Origin of the sequence: Marivivens marinus (assembly GCF_035969385.1) — a bacterium.
Taxonomy (GTDB): Bacteria; Pseudomonadota; Alphaproteobacteria; order Rhodobacterales; family Rhodobacteraceae; genus SELP01.
Genome location: NZ_JAYKKJ010000002.1, coordinates 393351 through 413481, shown reverse-complemented (window position 1 = coordinate 413481; position 20131 = coordinate 393351). Strand labels below are relative to the sequence as shown.

At 62.3% G+C, this 20131-nt stretch carries 19 protein-coding genes and 1 riboswitch; of the genes, 11 read left to right on the top strand and 8 right to left on the bottom strand.

Features of this window, described 5'->3' with window-relative positions; all coding sequences use genetic code 11:
* The first annotated feature begins 89 nt into the window (after positions 1-89).
* Genes U3648_RS04625 through U3648_RS04615 form a run of 3 tightly spaced genes read left to right on the top strand, consistent with a single transcriptional unit; the run spans position 90 to position 3758 of the window.
* Complete coding sequence (locus U3648_RS04625) at positions 90-1565, top strand: DUF2125 domain-containing protein (RefSeq protein WP_420858068.1); 1476 nt, start codon at positions 90-92, stop codon at positions 1563-1565.
* A 56-nt stretch (positions 1566-1621) separates the two neighbouring features.
* A complete protein-coding gene (locus U3648_RS04620) occupies positions 1622-2968 on the top strand; it encodes a TldD/PmbA family protein (protein WP_420858067.1) in 1347 nt (448 codons plus the stop codon).
* Entirely contained in the window at positions 2955-3758 is an 804-nt protein-coding gene (locus U3648_RS04615; RefSeq protein ID WP_420858066.1) for an inositol monophosphatase family protein, read from the top strand. The genes U3648_RS04620 and U3648_RS04615 overlap by 14 nt, the downstream gene beginning before the upstream one ends.
* Here the strand turns inward: U3648_RS04615 and U3648_RS04610 are convergent.
* From U3648_RS04610 to U3648_RS04575, 8 genes are all read right to left on the bottom strand, one after another.
* Entirely contained in the window at positions 3746-5239 is a 1494-nt protein-coding gene (locus tag U3648_RS04610) for a mannitol dehydrogenase family protein (RefSeq protein WP_420858065.1), read from the bottom strand. The two genes, U3648_RS04615 and U3648_RS04610, sit on opposite strands and share 13 nt — an antisense overlap.
* Complete coding sequence (locus tag U3648_RS04605) at positions 5239-6012, bottom strand: L-iditol 2-dehydrogenase (RefSeq protein ID WP_420858064.1); 774 nt, start codon at positions 6010-6012, stop codon at positions 5239-5241. The genes U3648_RS04610 and U3648_RS04605 overlap by 1 nt, the downstream gene beginning before the upstream one ends.
* Entirely contained in the window at positions 6009-7013 is a 1005-nt protein-coding gene (locus tag U3648_RS04600) for an ABC transporter ATP-binding protein (RefSeq protein WP_420858063.1), read from the bottom strand. Before U3648_RS04600 ends, U3648_RS04605 begins: the two co-directional genes overlap by 4 nt.
* An 11-nt stretch (positions 7014-7024) precedes the next feature.
* Complete coding sequence (locus U3648_RS04595; protein WP_420858062.1) at positions 7025-7855, bottom strand: carbohydrate ABC transporter permease; 831 nt, start codon at positions 7853-7855, stop codon at positions 7025-7027.
* Between the two features lie 2 nt (positions 7856-7857).
* Positions 7858-8724, bottom strand: a complete 867-nt coding sequence (locus U3648_RS04590) for a carbohydrate ABC transporter permease (RefSeq protein ID WP_420858061.1) — start codon at positions 8722-8724, stop codon at positions 7858-7860.
* 125 nt (positions 8725-8849) lie between these two features.
* Positions 8850-10154 (bottom strand): ABC transporter substrate-binding protein, encoded by a 1305-nt coding sequence (locus tag U3648_RS04585; RefSeq protein ID WP_420858060.1) that lies wholly within the window; start codon positions 10152-10154, stop codon positions 8850-8852.
* A 136-nt stretch (positions 10155-10290) separates the two neighbouring features.
* A complete protein-coding gene (locus U3648_RS04580; RefSeq protein WP_420858059.1) occupies positions 10291-11256 on the bottom strand; it encodes a sugar-binding transcriptional regulator in 966 nt (321 codons plus the stop codon).
* Positions 11253-11921, bottom strand: a complete 669-nt coding sequence (locus U3648_RS04575) for an HAD family hydrolase (protein ID WP_420858058.1) — start codon at positions 11919-11921, stop codon at positions 11253-11255. The genes U3648_RS04580 and U3648_RS04575 overlap by 4 nt, the downstream gene beginning before the upstream one ends.
* Positions 11922-12029: 108 nt before the next feature.
* Between U3648_RS04575 and U3648_RS04570 the strand changes: the two genes are divergently transcribed.
* The 8 genes from U3648_RS04570 to U3648_RS04535 all read left to right on the top strand — a co-directional run bounded on the left by U3648_RS04570 (position 12030) and on the right by U3648_RS04535 (position 20102).
* Positions 12030-12554 carry a DUF1643 domain-containing protein gene (locus U3648_RS04570; RefSeq protein ID WP_420858057.1) on the top strand — a complete coding sequence of 175 codons (525 nt, stop codon included), beginning with the start codon at positions 12030-12032 and terminating at the stop codon, positions 12552-12554.
* A gap of 166 nt (positions 12555-12720) precedes the next feature.
* Positions 12721-13521 carry a calcium-binding protein gene (locus tag U3648_RS04565; protein ID WP_420858056.1) on the top strand — a complete coding sequence of 267 codons (801 nt, stop codon included), beginning with the start codon at positions 12721-12723 and terminating at the stop codon, positions 13519-13521.
* A gap of 158 nt (positions 13522-13679) precedes the next feature.
* A complete protein-coding gene (gene rpsO, locus U3648_RS04560) occupies positions 13680-13949 on the top strand; it encodes a 30S ribosomal protein S15 (RefSeq protein WP_420858055.1) in 270 nt (89 codons plus the stop codon).
* A gap of 103 nt (positions 13950-14052) precedes the next feature.
* Positions 14053-14129, top strand: a riboswitch (SAM riboswitch).
* A 53-nt stretch (positions 14130-14182) separates the two neighbouring features.
* Positions 14183-15361: an O-succinylhomoserine sulfhydrylase gene (gene metZ / locus U3648_RS04555; protein ID WP_420858054.1), complete on the top strand. Its 1179-nt coding sequence runs from the start codon at positions 14183-14185 to the stop codon at positions 15359-15361.
* Positions 15362-15461: 100 nt separating this feature from the next.
* Entirely contained in the window at positions 15462-16565 is a 1104-nt protein-coding gene (folE2, locus tag U3648_RS04550; RefSeq protein WP_420858053.1) for a GTP cyclohydrolase FolE2, read from the top strand.
* The gene (locus U3648_RS04545; protein ID WP_420858052.1) at positions 16558-17037 is read left to right on the top strand and encodes a GNAT family N-acetyltransferase; all 480 of its coding nucleotides are present in this window, start codon (positions 16558-16560) and stop codon (positions 17035-17037) included. Before folE2 ends, U3648_RS04545 begins: the two co-directional genes overlap by 8 nt.
* A gap of 32 nt (positions 17038-17069) precedes the next feature.
* On the top strand, positions 17070-18518 hold the full coding sequence (locus U3648_RS04540; RefSeq protein WP_420858051.1) for a TrkH family potassium uptake protein: 1449 nt from the start codon (positions 17070-17072) through the stop codon (positions 18516-18518).
* A gap of 3 nt (positions 18519-18521) precedes the next feature.
* Positions 18522-20102: a thiamine pyrophosphate-binding protein gene (locus U3648_RS04535; RefSeq protein WP_420858050.1), complete on the top strand. Its 1581-nt coding sequence runs from the start codon at positions 18522-18524 to the stop codon at positions 20100-20102.
* Positions 20103-20131 lie beyond the last annotated feature (29 nt).

Here is a 20131-nt window from a genome sequence, read left to right as displayed (position 1 = left end):
ATGCAGATCCGGGCGGGCTTTTCCACTTTTGAAGGTTTCCAGTCATGTCCTGCCGGTCTTGTCTTTGTCTTGTGCTTCCCTCTGCCCTGATGCTCGCGTCCCCTGCCCTTGCAGATGTGACCGCGGATGACGTCTGGGCGAATTTGCAAGCGCAGGCGCGGGCGACCGGCGGCAGTCTGGACGCGACCCTCTCCCGCACGGGTGAAACCCTGACGGTCGACGGGGTGCAGATTGACTGGACCCTCCCTGAAGGCATTGGGCAGGTCACGCTGACCACACCGGGATATGCGATGATCGAACAGGGCGACGGCACCGTCCAGATCATTTATCCCACGACCCAATCCTATGTGCTGGATATGCTGATTGACGGTGAACGCGCATCTGTCGAGGTCGGGTTGGAAACCGCCGCTTCGGTCACCACGGCCAGCGGCGATCCCGGGGACATTTCCTATGGCGCGCAGATGTCCAGTGACATGTCCGGATATTTCCAGGTCGCGTCGGAAGACGAGGGGCCGATCCGTTTCGACTTTGACCTTGCGGGTGGAGGCATGGATTTTTCATACCGCGTCACAGAAGGGCCGCTGTTGACAATCGCCGGGCAATCGACAGCCACGCCCGCAACTTTCGACATACAGATGGCAATGGGCCCGGATGTCACCGGGGTCGTGGCCGGCGAGGTGGGCGCATCCAACAGTCAGTTTGAAATCCGTCTGCCCGCCGATGGGTTCGACCTGCTAGACGTCGCGGCGGCGCTTCGGGCGGGCCTGCTGTTTGACATGACGAGCGTCATGGAAAGCAACAGCTACTCCACCCGAGTCTTCCTGTACGGGCAACCGTTTTCCGAGGAAGAACGCTGGTCCGGCAGAACCGAAAACAGACTGGCGCTGGACGCGGATCGGTTGATCTACGACCTGACCGGAGCCGATACGGCGATCATGATGAGGGGTGAAAACGACCTTGACCTACCGGTCGACATTGCATTCGAGGCAGCAGCGGCCAGCGTCCATATCGACGTTCCGGTCAGCGGGCGGGACAGTCCGCAAGACTTCGACCTGCGGATCAATGCCGAAGGTTTGCGAATGGGCGCGGGCCTGTGGGCCCTGTTCGATCCGGCCAAGGCGATCCCCCGTGATCCCGCCACTTTCGGTATCGACCTGAGCGGCACGGTCCTGAACCGCGTCGACCTTTTGGACTTCCGGCAATTCATGGGCGATGTCTCGCGGCTTCCTGAACCTGAATTGCTGTCCCTGACCCTGTCACGGTTCATCATGACCGGGGCCGGGACCGAAACCACCGGGTCCGGAGCCTTCACCTTTGACAACAGCGACATGGAAAGCTTTGACGGGTTGCCCCGCCCGGAAGGTCGGGCAGATTTCGAGGCGTCAGGTATCGAAGGATTGATCGAAACCCTTGTGTCGATGGGTGTTATGACACAGGACGATGCCTTTGGCGCCCGCATGGGTCTGGGCATGGTCACCGACATGGTGGGCGACGACAGCTATCGCAGCGAGGTCGAGATCAATGCAGAGGGGCATGTGATCGTCAACGGCCAGCGGTTGCGCTGAACCTTGCAGGCAGGGCGGGCAGGCACTAGGTCTGACGCGACGAAAGGACATTGCCGATGACCCGTTCCCTTGCCGATCTGACCGACCAGCTTCTGACAGCGGCCCGAAAGGCCGGCGCCGACAGCGCTGATGCGCTTGCCGTCGATGGCACGTCGATCAACATCGACGTTCGCAACGGGGTGCTGGAGCAGGCAGAGCGGTCCGAGGGGATCGAGTTGGGCCTGCGGGTTCTTCTGGGCAAGCGGCAGGCAGTTGTGTCCGCCTCTGACGTGCGGCCCGAAACCATCGCCCAGATGGCAGAACGCGCCGTCACCATGGCCCGTGAAGCGCCCGAGGATATCCACTCTGGCCTCGCGGACCCGGACCAATTGGCGACCGATCTGGATACCGCGCGCCTTGAGCTGTTCGATCCGTCCGAGGAACCGGACCCCGCGACGCTTCAGGAAGACGCGGCGCGGGCAGAGGCCGCCGCGCGCGCCGTTGACGGGGTCACCCAGGTGCAGTCGGCCTCTGCCGGCTATGGTCGCCGCCGGGTGCATCTGTCCGCGTCAAACGGGTTTTCGGCGGGCTACGAACGGTCCGACCGGGGTCTGTCCTGCGTCGCGATCAGCGGCAGCGGAACCGGAATGGAACGCGACTACGATTTTGACAGCCGCATTTTTCAGGCCGACCTGCGCAGCCCCGAAGACATTGGCCAAAGCGCCGGGCAAAGGGCGGTCGAGCGGATGAACCCGCGACGGCCCAAGACCGGCAGCTATCCGGTTCTGTTTGATGAGCGGATCGCGAATTCGCTGGTCGGGCACCTGTTGCAGGCGATCAACGGCACGATGATTGCGCGGGGATCAAGCTGGCTGCGCGATGCCTTGGGCGAACAGGTGCTTCCCAAGGGGCTGTCACTGATCGAAGATCCGCACCGCCCCCGCGCCTCTGCCTCGCGCCTGTTTGATGCCGAAGGGCTGCCCACCACCCGGCGGGCGATTGTCGATGACGGGGTGCTGACGGGGTGGACGCTCGACCTTGCCACGGCCCGCAAGCTGGGGATGGACAGCACTGCGAATGCGGCGCGCGGCACCTCCGGCCCACCCTCCCCGACCGTGACGAACGTGGCCCTGACCCAAGGGGACAAGTCGCGCGCGGACCTCCTGGCGGATATGGGAACCGGCCTATTGGTCACTTCGATGATCGGGTCCACCATCAACCCCAACACCGGCGACTATTCGCGCGGGGCATCGGGCTTCTGGGTGGAAAACGGCCAGATCGCCTATCCGGTCAATGAATGCACCATCGCCGGCAACCTGCGGGAAATGCTGCTGCGGATCATCCCCGCCAATGACGCCCGCCCACACCTGAGCCGGGTCGTTCCCTCGCTTCTGGTCGAAGGGATGACGCTTGCCGGAGAGTGATCTTGATCTGCTGGTCAGCGCAGCACGCGTGGCAGGCGACATCGCAATGCGTCATTTCCGGTCCGATCCGGAGATCTGGGAAAAGGACGACAACGCTGGCCCGGTGACCGAGGCCGATCTGGCCGTTGACCGCATGTTGCGGGAACACCTGTGCGCGGCGCGTCCCGACTATGGCTGGCTGTCGGAAGAGACCGAGGACGATGGCGCGCGGCTCTATTCCGACACGCTGTTCATCGTCGACCCGATTGACGGAACCCGCGCCTTTATCGAGGGCAGCAAGGATTGGGGGCATTCGCTGGCGGTGGTTCGGAACAGGCGGGTCACGGCAGCGGCAGTTTACATGCCGGTTCGGGATGAAATGTTCGCTGCCTTTCGGGGCGGCGGGGCCACCCGGAACGGGTTGGCCATCAAGGTTTCAACGCAGAGTTCCATTGAATCGGCGGATGTCCTGGCCACCCGGCCAAACCTCGCGCCGGAACATTGGAAGGACGGCACACCGCCGGACTTCAAGCGCAGTTTCCGGTCGTCACTGGCCTATCGTCTGTGTCTTGTGGCCAACGGCAGGTTCGATGCGATGCTGACCCTGCGCCCCAGTTGGGAATGGGACATCGCCGCCGGAAGCCTGATCATCGAAGAAGCAGGCGGCTGGGCCACGGACAGGTCCGGCAATGCCCTGCGGTTCAACAACCCCGTTCCCAAGGTCGACGGGGTTGTCGCCGGTGGGGCGCTGCACCCCCGCCTGATGGATCGGCTGGCCCGGCGCCTGCCGGGCGCGGATTATCCCAGATAGGCGCGGATCGCGGCCTCGGTCCCTTCCGCCCAGATCGTGGACAGGTGGCGGGTGAAAGCCGATGCGAAGACCTCGCTCTCGGCAAGGTCACCGTAGATCGTCGTCTGTTCCAGCCATGCGGCGGGGCGGGTCTTGGCCTCGGTCGCCTTGGCGTGCAGGGCGTCCCAGAAGGGGTCGTTCGGCTCGATCCGGCTACCGTCTTCCCGCGTCCCTTCGCACATGCGTGCCCAAAGGGCCTCGACCAGGGCAAGCCCGTCGATTGAAACGCCCGCAGCAAGTCCGCTACGCACCAGCGGCAGCAGGAATCCTGTGTGGCGCGACGATCCGTCAAAGGCGACCCGGCGCGTCGTATCGACGATGGACGGGTTGGAGAACCGCCGCGCGATCAGATCAACATAGCTTTCGGGCGTCATGCCGGGCACGGGCCGGACATGGGGAACGATCGACTCCATTTCGACCTTGCGGAACAGCCCGCCGATCAGCGGATGCGCCATGCAGCCCGCGATGGTTTCCACCGAAAGGATCTCTCCGGGGTTGGCGATCACCTGATGGCCCGCGTTCAGGATGCGGATCTTCATCGTCTCGTAGTCGTGCACATGATCCGAGAAGGTCGCCCCGGCCTTGTCCCAATCCGGGCGGCCCGCGCAGAAATCATCCTCGATCACCCATTGGCGGAAATTCTCGTGGGTGACGGGGGCGTCATCCTCGATCCCGAGACCCCGGACGAGGTCCAGTTCCTTTGGGCCGGTGGCGGGCACGATGCAATCGACCATCGAGTTGGGGAAACTGCAGTTCGCGTCGATCCAATCGGCAAGCGCCGGATCGCTCAGCCGGGCGAGTGACACGATGGTCTGCCGCAGGATCGCGCCGTTGCCCTGAAGATTGTCACAGCTTTGACCAGTGAAGGGGCCGGTGCCCGCGTCGCGGCGGCGGCGCAGCGCGGCCACCATCGCGCCAAAGGCGGTCCGGGGGCTGTCCGGATTGGCCGCGTCATGCACGATATCAGGATGCGCCGCATCGAACCCCTTGGTCACGGGATCAATGTAGTAGCCGCCCTCGGTCACGGTCAGCGCCACGATGCGAATATCGGCTTGCGACATCCGGTCGATCAGCGGGCCGTTTCCTTCGACGATCGGGACATAGTCGATCATCGATCCCACGACCTCGGCAGACTGGCCTGACGGGTCCAGTTCGATCAGCGTGGTCAGGTAATCCTGCGCGGCAAGCCGTTGGCGCATCGCTTCGTCATAGGGGCGGACCCCGGCGCCGACGATGGCCCAGTCCAGAGCCACCCCCTGCTGCATCAGCCGGTGCAGATACCACGACTGATGGGCGCGGTGGAAATTGCCAAGCCCGATATGGACAATCCCGGCGGTCAGCGCGGAACGATCATAGCGGGGCCGGTCGATCCCGTCGGGCAATTGGCCCAGTGTCGCGTTGCAGAGTTTCATGCGGGCCTCGCTTCCACCGTAGTCTTTCATCAGCTCATCCAGTTTCCGCCGTCGACGTTGTAGGTCTGGGCGACGATGTAGTCGGCCTCTTTCGAGGCAAGGAAGATGGCCATTCCGGTCAGGTCATCGGCGCGGCCCATCCGCCCGAATGGCACGGCTTCGCCGACTTCTTTTCTCTTCTGGCCGGGGGCCTTGCCTTCGTATTTGGCAAAGAAGGCATCGACACCGTCCCAATGGTCCCCGTCGACAACGCCGGGGGCGATGGCGTTCACGTTGATGCCATGTTCGATCAGGTTCAGGCCCGCGGATTGGGTCATGGAGATGACCGCCGCCTTGGTCGCGCAATATACGGCGACGAGGCTTTCGCCCCGCCGCCCGGCCTGGGAGGCCATGTTGATGATCTTGCCGCCGCGCTGCCGCGCGATCATGCCCTTTGCCACTGCCTTCATCATGAACAGGGTTCCGGCCACGTTGACCGAAAACACCCGGTCGTAGTCGGGGCGCTTGATCTCGACAATCGGGGCCGCGGTGAACAGCGCAGCGTTGTTGATCAGGATATCGATGCCGCCGAATGCAGTTTCCACTGCCGCGACGCAGGTGTCGATGGAGGCCTGATCGGTCACGTCCAGATGGACGGCCATGGCCGCATCACCCAGTTCGGTCGCGGCCGCCTGTGCCGCGCCGAGGTTGATGTCGCAGATCGCGACGCGCGCGCCCTCGGCAACATAGGCCCGGGCAAACTCAAGCCCGATCCCCCGCGCGGATCCGGTGATCAGCGCCGTCTTGCCGTCCAGCCGTTTCATCCGATGCGCAGCCCGTTCTGGTCGAAGCGATGGATCTTCTCCGGGTCCGGGGTCAGAAAAATCTTGTCGCCATGACGCATGTGCACCTCGCCTTCCGCGCGGACCGTCATCGCATCGGCAAGTCCGGTGCCATGCACGTGGAAGAAAGTATCGGACCCAAGGTGTTCGGACACGCCGACGGTCCCTTCCCACAGCCCTTCGGTCGCGGAAACAGAGATATGTTCAGGCCGCACGCCGATTGTGGTCGCGTCATGCTTTGCCGCTTCGGCCCCTTCGATCAGGTTCATCTTCGGGCTGCCGATGAAACCGGCGACAAAGGTGTTGCGCGGTTCACGATACAGTTCCAGCGGGCTGCCGACCTGTTCGATATTACCTGCCCGCAGCACGACGATCTTGTCGGCCATCGTCATCGCTTCGACCTGGTCGTGGGTCACATAGACCATGGTGGTCGCAAGCCGGTTGTGCAGTTCCGAGATTTCCAACCGCATCCCAACGCGCAGCGCGGCATCAAGGTTGGACAGGGGTTCGTCGAACAGGAAGGCAGCCGGTTCCCGGACAATGGCGCGGCCAATGGCGACCCGCTGCCGCTGCCCACCCGAAAGCTGGCCGGGCCGGCGATCAAGGTAGTCGGTCAGGTTCAGTGCCTTGGCCGCGCTTTCGATCCGCCGGTTCTGTTCCGCCTGATCCAGCCCCGCCATCCGCATAGGGAAGGCGATGTTCTTGCGCACCGTCATATGCGGGTATAGCGCGTAGGACTGGAACACCATCGCCAGCCCCCGCTTTGCCGGGGGAACGGAGGTCGCGTCGTTGCCGTCAATGCTGATCGTGCCCGAGGTGACATCTTCCAGCCCGGCGATCAGTCGCAGCAGGGTCGATTTCCCGCAGCCCGAAGGCCCGACGAAAACCACGAACTCCCCATCGTTGATTTCAAGGTCTAGCGGCGGGATGACCTGCACATCGCCGAATCTCTTGGTCACTTTTTCAAGTGTAATGCGTCCCATGTCAGGTCCTCTTATTTAACCGCGCCGAAGGTCAGGCCGCGGACAAGTTGTTTCTGGCTGAACCAGCCAAGGATCAGGATCGGTGCGATGGCCATGGTCGAGGCCGCGCTGAGTTTCGCGAAGAATAGGCCCTCGGGGCTGGAGTAGCTGGCGATGAAGGCCGTCAGCGGCGCGGCGTCGACTGCAGTCAGGTTCAGCGTCCAGAACGCTTCGTTCCAGGCCAGGATGAAGTTCAGCAAAAGGGTCGACGCGATGCCGGGGATCGCCATGGGCGTCAGGATGTAGAGCACTTCTTCCTTGAGGGTCGCTCCGTCCATTCGCGCGGCTTCAAGGATCTCGCCGGGAATTTCGCGGAAGTAGGTGTAAAGCATCCAGACGATGATCGGCAGGTTGATCAGCATCAGGATAACGACCAGTGCCGCCCGGTTGTCGAGCACCCCAAGTTTGATGCAAAGCAGGTAGATCGGGTAGAGCACACCAACGGCTGGCAACATCTTGGTCGACAGCATCCAGAGCAGGATGTCCTTTGTCCGCTTCGACGGAACGAAAGCCATCGACCATGCGGCAGGGACCGCGACGATGAGGCCCAGGATCGTCGATCCCCCCGCGATGAGGATCGAGTTCCACAGGAAACGCGCATAATTCGAGCGTTCCATCACCACGCCATAGTTTTCCAGTGTCCAGTCAAAACCAAGGAAGATCGGCGGGTTTGCGATCGCCTGCGCCTCGGTCTTGAAAGAGGTCAGAATCGTCCACAGGATCGGGAAGAAGATGAGCAATCCGATGCCCCAGGCAACGGTGGTGTTGAGTGCCTTGCGGCGGGGGGTAACAGCACGGGCCATGATCAGTTGTCCAGGTTCTTGCCGACGATCCGCATCAGGAAGATCGCGACGATGTTTGCAAGGATGATGGCATAGACGCCACCGGCGGACCCCAAACCGATGTTCTGGCTTTCCAGCACGCGTTGGAAGATCAGGTAGGACAAGGTGCGAGTCCCAAAGGCACCACCTGTGGTCACGAAAATCTCGGCGAAGACGGCCAGAAGAAAGATTGTTTGGATCAGGATCACGATTGTAATCGCGCGGGCAAGGTGCGGCAGGATGATGTAGAAGAAGCGCTTCAGCTGCGGTGCACCGTCCATCTCGGCCGCTTCCAGTTGTTCGCTGTCCAGAGACTGGATCGCGGTCAAGAGGATCAGCGTGGCAAACGGCAGCCACTGCCAGCTGACGATCAGGATGATCGAAGGCGTAGCGGCATCCGACAGCCAACTGACCGGATCAGCCCCGAAGAACCGCCACAGATGTGCGAAAAGGCCATTCACCGGGTCCATGAACATGTTCTTCCAGACCAGTGCCGAAACGGTGGGCATGACGAAGAACGGAGCAATCACAAGGATACGGACAACGCCCTGTCCCCAGATCGGCTGATCCAGCAACATCGCGATCAGGATCCCCAGCACGACAGTAATAATCAGAACGCCCAGGACGATGACGAGTGTCGTCTGGACCGCGGGCCAGAACGAACTGGAACTGACGAAGCGAATGTAGTTGTCGAACCCGGTCCAGCCCTGGTCGCCACCACGTAGCGGCAGATAGGTTCGGAACGAGAACCACAAAGTCATGATGAGGGGGACCAGCATCCAGCCAAGCAGCAGGACAACAGCCGGGGCCATCATCATGCGGGCCGCGGATCGGGACGCCTTGGTTGCCATGGGATGCTTCTCCTCCGTTGCCTGACCGCACATTCCGGCCGGGCGTGATGGTCGCCTGAAAAGTGAAAAATGGAAACATGGGTGAGGGGCGGCGGGATATGCCGCCCCTCTGCAGTCAGGACTGCTTACTGGTAACCTGCGCCTTCGAGAGCTTCGTTGACGATGGCCTGGCCCTTGGCGAGTGCCTCCTCTACCGTCTGCTGACCTGCGTAGGCGGCAGAGAATTCCTGGCTCACTTCGGTCCAGAAGCCGGCGAACTCGGGGATGGCCATGAACTGGATGCCGGTGTAGGGAACAGGGTCCACGGTCGGGTTGTTCGGGTCAGCCGACAGGATCGAGTCCAAGGTCATCTGCGCGAACGGCACGGCCTGATACTCAGGATTGTCATAGAGAGACTGACGCGCACCCGGAGGCACGTTGGCCCAGCCTTCATTGGCAGCAACCAGCTCGATATACTCTTTCGAGGTGGCCCATTCGATGAACTGCTTGGCGGCTGCTTCCTGCTGGGTGCCCGCCGGGATGGCAAGCGCCCAAGCCCAGAGCCAGTTGCCGTTCTTGCCAAGGCCGGTGTTCGGGGCCAAAGCAAAACCAACGCTGTCCGCAACTTCCGAGTCATTGGGGTTGGTCACGAAAGATGCAGCAACGGTGGCGTCAATCCACATGCCGCACTTGCCCTGGTTGAACAGCGACAGGTTTTCGTTAAAGCCGTTGGTGGCATAGCCGGTCGGGCCGGACGCGTCCATCATGTTCTTGTAGAAGTTCAGGGTGTTGGCCCAGGCTTCGCTGTCAAGCTGTGCGACCCAGTTCTCGTCGACGACACGGGCGCCGAAAGAGTTTGCCATGGCGTTGATGAAGGCACCGCCCTCACCCCAACCGGCCTTGCCGCGCAGGCAGATGCCGTTGATGTCGTTGTCGCGGTCGGTCATCGCGGCAGCGGCTTCTGCAATGAATTCCCAGGTCGGGGACGCGGGCATTTCAAGGCCGGCAGCTTCCATCAGGTCGGTGCGATACATGACCATCGAAGATTCGCCATAGAACGGGGCCGCGTAGAGCGTGCCGTCGTGCGACAGACCCCCGGCCATTGCCGGCAGGATGTCATCGACGTCGTATTCTTCGCTCAGATCATCAAGAGCGATCAGCCAGCCGTTCGCCCCCCAGATCGGGGCTTCGTACATGCCGATGGTCATGATGTCGAACTGGCCGCCGTTGGTGGTGATGTCGGTGGTTACACGCTGACGCAGAGTGTTCTCTTCCAGCGTCACCCACTCGACCTCGATTCCGGTCTGTGCGGTGAACTGGTCGGTGTAACCCTGCATGCGGATCATGTCGCCGTTGTTCACGGTGGCGATGGTGATCGTCTCGGCCGAGGCGATCGCACCAACGGAACACAGCGCGGTGGCGCCCAGAAGGGCGCGGAATGTCTTGGTCATATTTCCTCCCATATGCCCGACTTGGGCATTTGCTAAGTCAGTGGGCAAATACTCATTAAAAGACCGAGTCGTGTCAAGGGGGGCCTTTCGGGCGCCCGAAAAGACCTTCCATAGCGTTGAATTTCTTGGAGTTAATTCAGACCGATTTCGCCAGGATCGCTTCGGCGGTCGCTTCGTTCGTGATCAAACCATTGATCAACCCGCCCCGTAGCGCGGCGATGATCGCAGGCACCTTGGACGCCCCGACGGCAACCCCGATCGCCCTGTGACCCGGTGCAAGAGGGAACGGTACAGAGGTGACCCGCGCCGTCACATCATGCTCAATGACCCGTCCCTCTGCGTCATAGACCCAGGATGTGATCTCTCCGACTGCTCCTGCCGCCAGAAGTTCCGCGTGCTGTTGCGGCGTCAGAAAGCCATCGACGAACATCGGCGCGGTGTTGTCCATCTGGCCGATGCCCACCAAAGTCAGGTCGGCCCGCTGCGCGAGGGCAACCGTATTGCGCACCGCGGCCTGCGCGTGCTGGCGGGCCAATTCTTCGGGATCGGCGGCAAGCACTGGGAGCGGATAGGGGTAATGCGGCGCGCCGACCCTTTCGGCCAGCCGGATCGTCGCGTTATACGCGGTCGCGGCGCCGTCCTCCATGACGTTGCCCAGCCGCGATACGATCTTGTGGTCCGGGCAGGACATCCGACCCACCTGTTCCACGGTGGCTTTCAACGCGCGGCCAGTGCCCAGTGCCACGATCTGTGGTTCCTCCCGCTTGAGAACCCGTTCAATCTCGGCAGCCGCCGCAATCGCAACCCCCGTCAACAGGCCCGGCGCATCCGGGTCAGAGGGAACCACCTCGCAAAAGTCGATCCCGAACCGGTCCCGCAAAGCGCCCGAAAGGTCCATGCACAAGGCGATGGGGTGATCCATCCGCACCTTCACCAGCCGTTCAGACACCGCCGTCGCCACAAGGCGCTGCGCCGATTGTCGGCTGACCCCCAGCTTTCGGGCAATCTCGTCCTGCGTGTTGCCTGCGACATAATAAAGCCACCCGGCGCGGGCAGCATCATCCAACCGGGTTGTTTCAGGGGTAAAGCGTCCGACGCTCACTGGGCCTCACCTCGTTTAATCATCTCTTCTATGAGGTGCGGTAAATCTTCCCATTTGTCAAAGGAGCGGACGGGAAACTCTGCGGCGGGCGGCTGTCCGGCCATATGCGTGCCGCCACAATAGGCCAGCATCCGCATCCCCGCAGCGCGCGCAGCCTGAAGCCCCGGCAGGCTGTCCTCGATTACCAGCGCCCGGGCGGGATCGACCCCCAAAGTCTCGGCTGCCAACAGAAAAAGGTCCGGCGCGGGCTTGCCGCGTTCGACCTGCGACGCGGTAAATACGCGCTCGTCGAAGAACCTGGACAGTCCCGTCATCGACAAAGACCGTTCGACACGCGTCGGGCTGGACGAGGTTGCCACGCAATAGGGTATGTCCAGCGACCGCAGAAGGTCCGCGACGCCCTCGGTCGGTTTCAAATCGGTCTTGAAACGCTCCAAAAGGATATCGCGATAGCGCTGTTCGAAATCCTGGGGCAGCGGGATTGCGTGCTCCCTGCGGATCGTAGCGGCCACCGTGGGCCAACTGCGGCCAAGGAAGTTTTCGCGAACATAGGCGCGGTCGATCGCGATCCCGACCTTGGCCAGTTCTTCGATAATGGCGTCGGCGGACAGAACTTCGCTGTCGATCAGCACGCCATCACAATCAAAAATGATCAGGTCGATCATCGCGGGCCTCCTTGGTCGGGTCTGATCTAAGCAGCGGGCACAGCCATGAAAAGCACAAACCGACCAATCCAGCCTTGCGGCGGGACGGCAGGCCGATAGTGTCGCACAATGATTACCCGAACCCACCAGAAGGGCGACGCGCATTCGGTCGCCGTCTATTCACCCTGCGAACGCTACCGCTATAGCCTGACCCGAACCTGGGATGCCGATGGCGGGCGGGCGCTGTTCGTGATGCTGAACCCGTCCACCGCGACGGAGGTTCAGAACGATCCGACCGTGGAACGCTGTGAACGGCGGGCCCGAACGCTAGGGTTTGGATCGTTCCGGGTGACCAATATCTTCGCCTGGCGCGACACTGACCCACGCAAGATGCGCGCAGCGCCGGACCCGATCGGGCCAGGGAACGATGATGCGATCCAAGACAGCGCGGCCGATTGGATCCGGAACGATCACGACCGGATTATCTGCGCCTGGGGCGCGCACGGCGACCACCTTGATCGCGGCGCGGCGGTAGAAGCCCTGCTGCGGGCCACGAACCGGCCGCTGTTTTCGCTTGGGCTGACCAAGGCCGGGCACCCCAAGCACCCCCTATATATCGGCTATGACACCCAACCAATGCATTGGTCGGCCTGAATGCTGCGCCGTTAACCCTTTTGGACAGAATTTGAGGTAGAACAGTCGCAACGGGGGTAGTCTTTCGCCGGTGTGCATTGTGATACACCGCAATGGGTGAGTTGGTCTTATGATTGCATTGCTTGCATTTTTGGGCGTGGCCTTTGTTGGGATGGCGATGCTGCCCATGATCGAAGGAACCGACGACGACGACGTACTGACTGGAACCGACGACGGAGAAATCATCGACGCGCGCGATGGTGACGATTTCGTCGACGGTGCGGGTGGGGATGACACGATCAGCGGCGGGGACGGCGACGACAGCCTGCTTGGCGGGGATGGCGACGACTATGTCGATGGCGCCGACGGGTCCGACACGGTTGACGGCGGCACAGGCAACGACGACCTTCACGGCGGTCGCAACGGGGACACCATCACGGGCGGCGACGGCGACGACGACCTGTTCGGTCATATCGACGACGACCTGATCTATGGCGAGGGTGGGTCCGATGATCTGACATCCGGCGATGGCGACGATTTCCTCGACGGCGGCGCCGGAAATGACAACCTGATGGGCAACCTGGGCGATGACACGCTGATCGGCGGCGACGGGTTTGACCAGATGTTCGGTGGAACCGGGAACGACATCGTGGACGGCCGCGATACGACCACCCAGGAAATGGATTTCGTGAACGGCGGACTTGGCGACGACGTCGTGATCGGGGGCGCCTTCGACCAACTGCACGGCGGCGGCGGGAACGACACCTTTGCCCTGACCGCCGGGTCTTCGGCGGCGGCGATCATCGCGGACTTTACCGTTGGCGAAGATTCCATCGAAATCTATTTTGACGGCGACGGGCCTGCGCCGGTCATCACCATCGGCGGTGATCCGGGCGCGCTTGTGCTTTATGCGGACGGTTCGGAACTGGCCCATTTGAACGGGCTCGACTCGTTTGATCTGTCCAACGTGACCCTGATCCAGACCTGACATCGGCCCGGCAAACGGCACAAACCCCTTTCATTTCCTGTGGATATCGACTATCCGCACCCATCTTCGCGATTCCGTCGCGACGATACCCTCCACGGGCCCTGCTGGACGACATCCCGGCTTGTGCCATAACCCTTTGTTTTCGAAAGGAGACCCCGATGTCGATTACGGCTGAAGAAAAGGCTCGCCTGATCAAGGAATTCGCCACCAAGGAAGGCGACACCGGTTCGCCGGAAGTCCAGGTTGCGATCCTGACCTCGCGGATCAACACGCTGACCGAACACTTCAAGACCCACAAGAAGGACAACCACGGCCGCCGTGGCCTTCTGATGATGGTCGCCCAGCGCCGGAAGCTGCTGGACTACACCAAGGCCAAGGACGAAGCGCGCTACCAGTCGCTGATCCAGCGCCTCGGCATCCGCCGCTAAGGGAAACAAGGTTTCCGATGGAACGCCCGCCGCACCCCGGCGGGCGTTTCCTTTTTGGGGCTTCGGCGTCCAAACGCTTGACCAGAACCCCCTGCCGGGCGTATCTCGCCCATGTGGCGATTTGTACCGGATTGCGGGCCACGTTAAACATGCCGCTAAAGAGGAGACGGGCCACCCGCCCCGATACCTTTGCCGGTGTCGGGGTTTTTTGTTGGCCGAAAGGAACCGGGCACATGGAAGAATGGAACAAACGCACCAAGGCGGTGCACAGCGGCACCCGCCGCAGCCAATATAACGAAGTCAGCGAGGCGATCTTCCTGACACAGGGCTTCGTCTACGACAGCGCCGAACAGGCCGAGGCCCGTTTCCTGCAGTCTGGGCCGGATGAATTCATCTATGCCCGCTATGGCAACCCGACCGTGCGCATGTTCGAAGAACGCATTGCCGCACTGGAAGGCGCCGAAGATGCCTTTGCCACCGCCAGCGGCATGGCCGCCGTCAATGGCGCACTGACGTCCCTTCTGAAAGCAGGCGACCATGTCGTGTCGGCCCGAGCGCTGTTCGGCTCGTGCCTTTACATCCTCGAAGAAATCCTTGGCCGCTACGGGGTCGAAGTGACCTTTGTCGACGGAACAGATCTTGACCAGTGGAAGGCCGCAATCCGGCCAGACACCAAGGCCGTCTTCTTTGAAAGCGTGTCCAACCCGACGCTTGAGGTGATCGACATTCGCGCGGTCGCGAACCTTGCCCACGCGGTCGGGGCGACAGTGATCGTCGACAACGTCTTTGCGACGCCCGTATTCTCCGGCGCGATCGAATTGGGCGTCGATGTCGTCGTCTATTCGGCAACCAAGCATATCGACGGTCAGGGCCGCGCGCTGGGCGGTGTGATCCTTGGCACCAAGGACTTCATCCGCAAGACAGTTGAACCCTACCTCAAACACACTGGCGGGGCGCTGTCGCCGTTTTCGGCCTGGCTGATGCTGAAGGGACTTGAGACAATGGATCTGCGGGTCCGGGCGCAGGCCGCAACAGCCCAGAAACTGGCCGAGGCGCTTGCCGCCGATGGTCGTCTGACCTCGGTCCTTTATCCCGGCCTGCCGGGGCACCCGCAGCATGGGCTGACCCAATCGCAGATGGGCGCGGGCGGCACGGTCTTGTCTTTCGACGTGGGCAGCAAGGACGCGGCGTTCAAATTCCTCAACGCGCTTCAGATCGCCGTGATCTCGAACAACCTTGGTGACGCGAAATCCATTGCGACTCATCCGGCTACGACAACCCACCAGCGCCTGTCCGACGACCAGAAGGTGACACTCGGGATCACCTCGGGCCTGATCCGGTTCAGCGTCGGCCTTGAGGACGCGGACGATCTGCTGGCCGATCTGAAGGGCGCACTGGACGCCGCAAACTGATCCGAACGGCGCTTTCCGGCGTAAAGATTCCGCTTTTGTTGGAAAACTGTCGTCGGTTCGCCATATAGTGGCATCTGTCGCACCGCCGAAGGGGGCTGCCATGAATATCCATTCTGTTGACCTCGACCGGGATCCCACCCGGGACGAAGCCGAAACCGCGCTTGCGCTGCTTCGGCGTTGGGCCGGGGGCGTGACCCCCGAAGAGGTTGCAACGCTGGACCCGCTGGTCAGCCGCCTGATCCCCGGACAGGAAGTGTCGAACTATCCGGCCCTTGCCCGCGCCTACCCCGAAGATTTCGTGGTCGACGAGGATTACAAGGCGTCGATGCCCGACCTTCAGAACGGGCCAGAAAGCCTGATCAAGGGCGCCAAGCGGCAGATCCAGCACGTTGGTATTTCCAACTTCCGCCTGCCGATCCGGTTTCACACCCGCGACAATGGCGACCTGACCCTGGAAACCAGCGTCACTGGCACCGTCAGCCTTGAGGCGGGCAAGAAGGGCATCAACATGTCCCGGATCATGCGCAGCTTCTACAAATACGCAGAAGAGACGTTCTCCTTCGCGGTCGTGGAACGGGCGCTGGACGCCTACAAGGAAGACCTCGACAGCTTCGATGCCCGTATCCAGATGCGGTTCTCCTTCCCGATGAAGGTGAAATCGCTGCGGTCGGGGCTGGAAGGGTTCCAGTACTACGACATCGCGTTGGAACTGGTGGAACAGAACGGGGTGCGCAAGGAAATCGTGCATCTGGACTATGTCTATTCCTCGACCTGCCCCTGTTCGCTCGAGCTGTCCGAACATGCCCGCCAGTTCCGAGGCCAGTTGGCGACCCCCCATTCGCAGCGGTCGGTGGCGCGCGTCTCGGTCGCGTTGGAACCGGGCAGCAAGTGCCTTTGGTTCGAAGACCTGATTGACATGGCCCGTGCCGCGGTGCCGACCGAAACACAGGTTATGGTCAAGCGTGAGGACGAACAGGCCTTTGCCGAGTTGAATGCAGCGAACCCGATCTTTGTCGAGGACGCTGCGCGCCTGTTTGCTGAACAGCTTCAGAAAGACCCGCGCATCGGGGATTTCCGGGTGATCGCAAGCCATCAGGAAAGCCTGCATAGCCACGATGCCGTCAGCGTTCTGACCGAGGGCGAGACCTTTGCCTCGCAAAGCCTTGACCCGAAGCTGTTCAACACCCTGTTCCACGTTGGCTGATCCGACGCGGGTTCTTCGGCCGGCCACGGTTGACGATCTGGACGACCTTTCGGCGCTGTGCATCCGGTCCAAGGCGCATTGGGGCTATGATCAGGCCTTTATGGCGGCCTGTCTGCCCGAGTTGATCGTCACCGAAGATGACATCGACGGCAGCCGCGTGATCGTGGCCGAGGTCGATGGCGTGCCGGTCGCGGTATCGCAGGTGGCTTTCGGCAGCGGTATCGCCGAATTGGTACGGCTGTTCGTGGACCCCGACGCGCTGGGGCAGGGTCATGGCGCGGCGCTTTACCAAGATGCGCTTGAGGCCGCGCGGGCCGCCGGGGCCCCCTTTCTGCGGATTGAAAGCGATCCGTTCGCCGCCCCGTTTTATGAACGAATGGGCGCCGAACGGGTTGGCGACGTGGCGTCCGAAACGGTTGCCGGGCGGCGTATCCCGCTCCTCCACCACCGTCTGGACCGCCATCGCGCTTGACACCCGCGCCGCCCCCGGCCAAGCCTTCGCCCATGCTGGACCTTCGCCCTGTCGGATATGTGATTGGCCTTCTGGTGGCCGTGATGGGCGTGGCCATGCTGGCGCCGCTGGTCTTCGACCTGATCGAAGGCGATCCAGAATGGCAGACCTTCCTGCAAACCTCTGTCATCACCTTCATGGCGGGTGTGGCGCTGGCTCTGTCCTGCGCGAATGGGGCCGCATCGGGCTTTAACGTCCGGCTGTCCTTTATCCTTACCACTGGCGCCTGGATCGCCCTGCCCGCCTTTGGCGCACTCCCGTTCATTTTCGGGGAAACCGACCTCGCGCTAGTCGACGCGATGTTCGAGGCGGTTTCCGGCATGACGACCACCGGCGCCACAGCGATTCACGGGCTGGAGGAACACTCCTACGGCATCCACCTGTGGCGGGCGATCCTGCAATGGCTGGGCGGCCTTGGGATCGTGATCGTCGCCCTGATCTTCCTTCCGGAAATGAAAGTTGGGGGGATGCAGTTCTTTCAGTCCGAGGGGTTCGACACTTTCGGCAAATCGCTGCCCCGTGCGATTGACATCGCCAAGGGGCTGCTTGGGGTCTATGTGGCGCTGACTGTCATTTGCGCACTGGCCTATTTCGCATCCGGAATGAACGCACAGGATTCCATCGTCCATTCCTTCACCACCATCGCAACGGGCGGGTTTTCGACAACGGATGCGTCCTTCGCGGCCTTCCCCGGCGCGCCGCAATATGTGGCCGTGGTCTTCATGATCCTTGCCGGGGTGCCCTTTATCCGGCTGCTGCAACTGACCCACGGCACGGCAAAACCCCTGTTTCAGGATGGGCAAGTCCGGGCCTACGTCGTTTGGTCCGCCTATGCCGTGGCGCTGATCGTGGTCTACCGCCTGTCCGCCAATGGAGAGTTCTCGGAGGAAACCTTCCGAAGCACCCTGTTCAATGTCGTGTCGATCTTTTCCGGCACGGGCTACGGCGATGGGGATGTAATGGCCTGGGGTCCGTTCCCCTTCGCCATCCTGTTCTGCGTCGGGGCTATCGGAGCTTGTTCGGGGTCGACCGGCTGTTCGGTCAAGGTGTTCCGCTACCAGATCATGCTGCGGGCCATCGCCGCGCAGGTGCGGCGAATGTACAGCCCCAGCCGGGTCGTCTCGGTCAAATACGAAGGGCGCGTGGTGTCAACAGAGGTGCTCGATTCCATCATGCTTCTGTTCACCTGCTTCATCCTCAGCTTTGGGGTGCTGATCGTGTTGATGGGCATGACCGGCTTGTCGTTCATCGGAGCTGTCACCGGGGCGTGGACATCCATTTTCAACATCGGCCCGGTCTTCGGACCCGAGGTCGGGCCATCGGGCGCGGTCAACACCTTTCCCCATGCCGCCAAGTGGCTGATGATTGGCGGAATGATCTTGGGGCGGCTTGAAATCGTGTCCGTCTTTGTTCTGCTTCTACCCCGGTTCTGGAGGGCCTGATCCATGCAACGACCGCTTGGCGCGCAACTTTCCCATATGCTGAAGGATCGGGGGGTCGAGGTGATCTTTGGCATTCCGGGCGTCCACAATCAGGAAATGTATCGCGGCATCGAAGAGGCCGGGCTGACCCATGTTCTGGCCCGCCACGAACAGGGGGCCGGGTTCATGGCCGATGGTTATGCCCGCGCCACCGGGCGCCCCGGCGTCTGCTATGTCATCACCGGGCCGGGGCTGTGCAACATCATGACCCCGATGGGGCAGGCTTATTCGGATAGCGTACCGTTGCTTGTCATTTCGTCCTGTCTTGCGGAAACCTCGGCCCGACGTGGGCAATTGCACCAGATGAAGGATCAGGAAGGGGCGGCGCGCACGGTCTGCGACTGGTCCGAAACGGCGCGAACAGCCGAGGCCGCCTATGCCCTGATCGACCGGGCGCTGTCGGAGTTCGGGACGGACCGGGCCCGGCCAAAGCACCTGTCGGTTCCGATCCCGCTGCTCGAGGCGGACGCGCCCACCTTTGCCCGCCATTTCGCCCAGCCCTTTGATCTGCGCGAACCGCATGCCGCGGATGTGGCGATGGTTGCGCAGCTTTTGGCAGCCGCGAAAAAGCCCATGTTCATCTTTGGCGGCGGTGCCCGAGCCGCGACCCCGGCGGCGCGAGAACTGACTCGCCGGTATGGCGCGGCCTCTTTCACCACCTATGCCGGGCGGGGGATCATCGACGCCGATGATCCACTGCATTTCGGCGCCTTCCTTGCCCGCCCCGACAGCGCTAGGGTTCTGGCCGAGGCGGACCTGCTGATTGCCATCGGAACCGATCTGGCCGAGGTGGATATCTGGCGCGACACCCCGGGCCATGACTGTGAAGCGGTGATTGTGAACATCGACGCCGAGGTTCTGGCCAATGCCAGCCCGCAAGACGCCCGCGTCCGTTGCGGCGCGGTGGAATTCTGCCGCGCGCTTGCGCATCAGCCTGCTGCGCCCGCGACCGGATGGTCCAGCGCTGACATCGCCGCCACCCGCGCCAAATGGCGGGCCGAAATCGAGGCCGAGCGCCCCGGCATCCTGCCCGTGGCCGACGCCCTGCGCGAGGCACTGCCCGCCGAGACGATGATCTTTTCGGACATGACCCAGTTTGCCTATGCCGCGAAAGAGGTCTGGCCGATGCCCGCGCCGGGGCTGTGGCACCACCCCTTTGGCTTTGGCACGCTGGGCTATGCGTTGCCCGCGGCCATCGGCGGCAAGATCGGGGTCGGGGACCGGCCCGTCATTGCCATCGCCGGCGACTACGGGTTCCAATACACGCTTCAGGAACTGGGCGTCGCGGTGGAACTGGGCCTCACCCTGCCAATCATCCTTTGGGACAACGGCAAGCTGGGAGAGATCGAGGCTAGCATGGTTGCCGCACAGATCGCGCCCAACGCGGTGATCCAGCGCAACCCGGATTTCTGCAAACTGGCCGAGGCCTACGGCGCCCGCTCCGCCGCGCCCCGCAGCAAGGCCGCTTTCCAGAAAGCCATTGCCGAAGCACTCTCTGCCGATGGTCCGACCCTGATCCACACGACACCTGATTGCGGTCTCTGAGGGGCGAAAACTCCCTTCTTTCCAAGGCC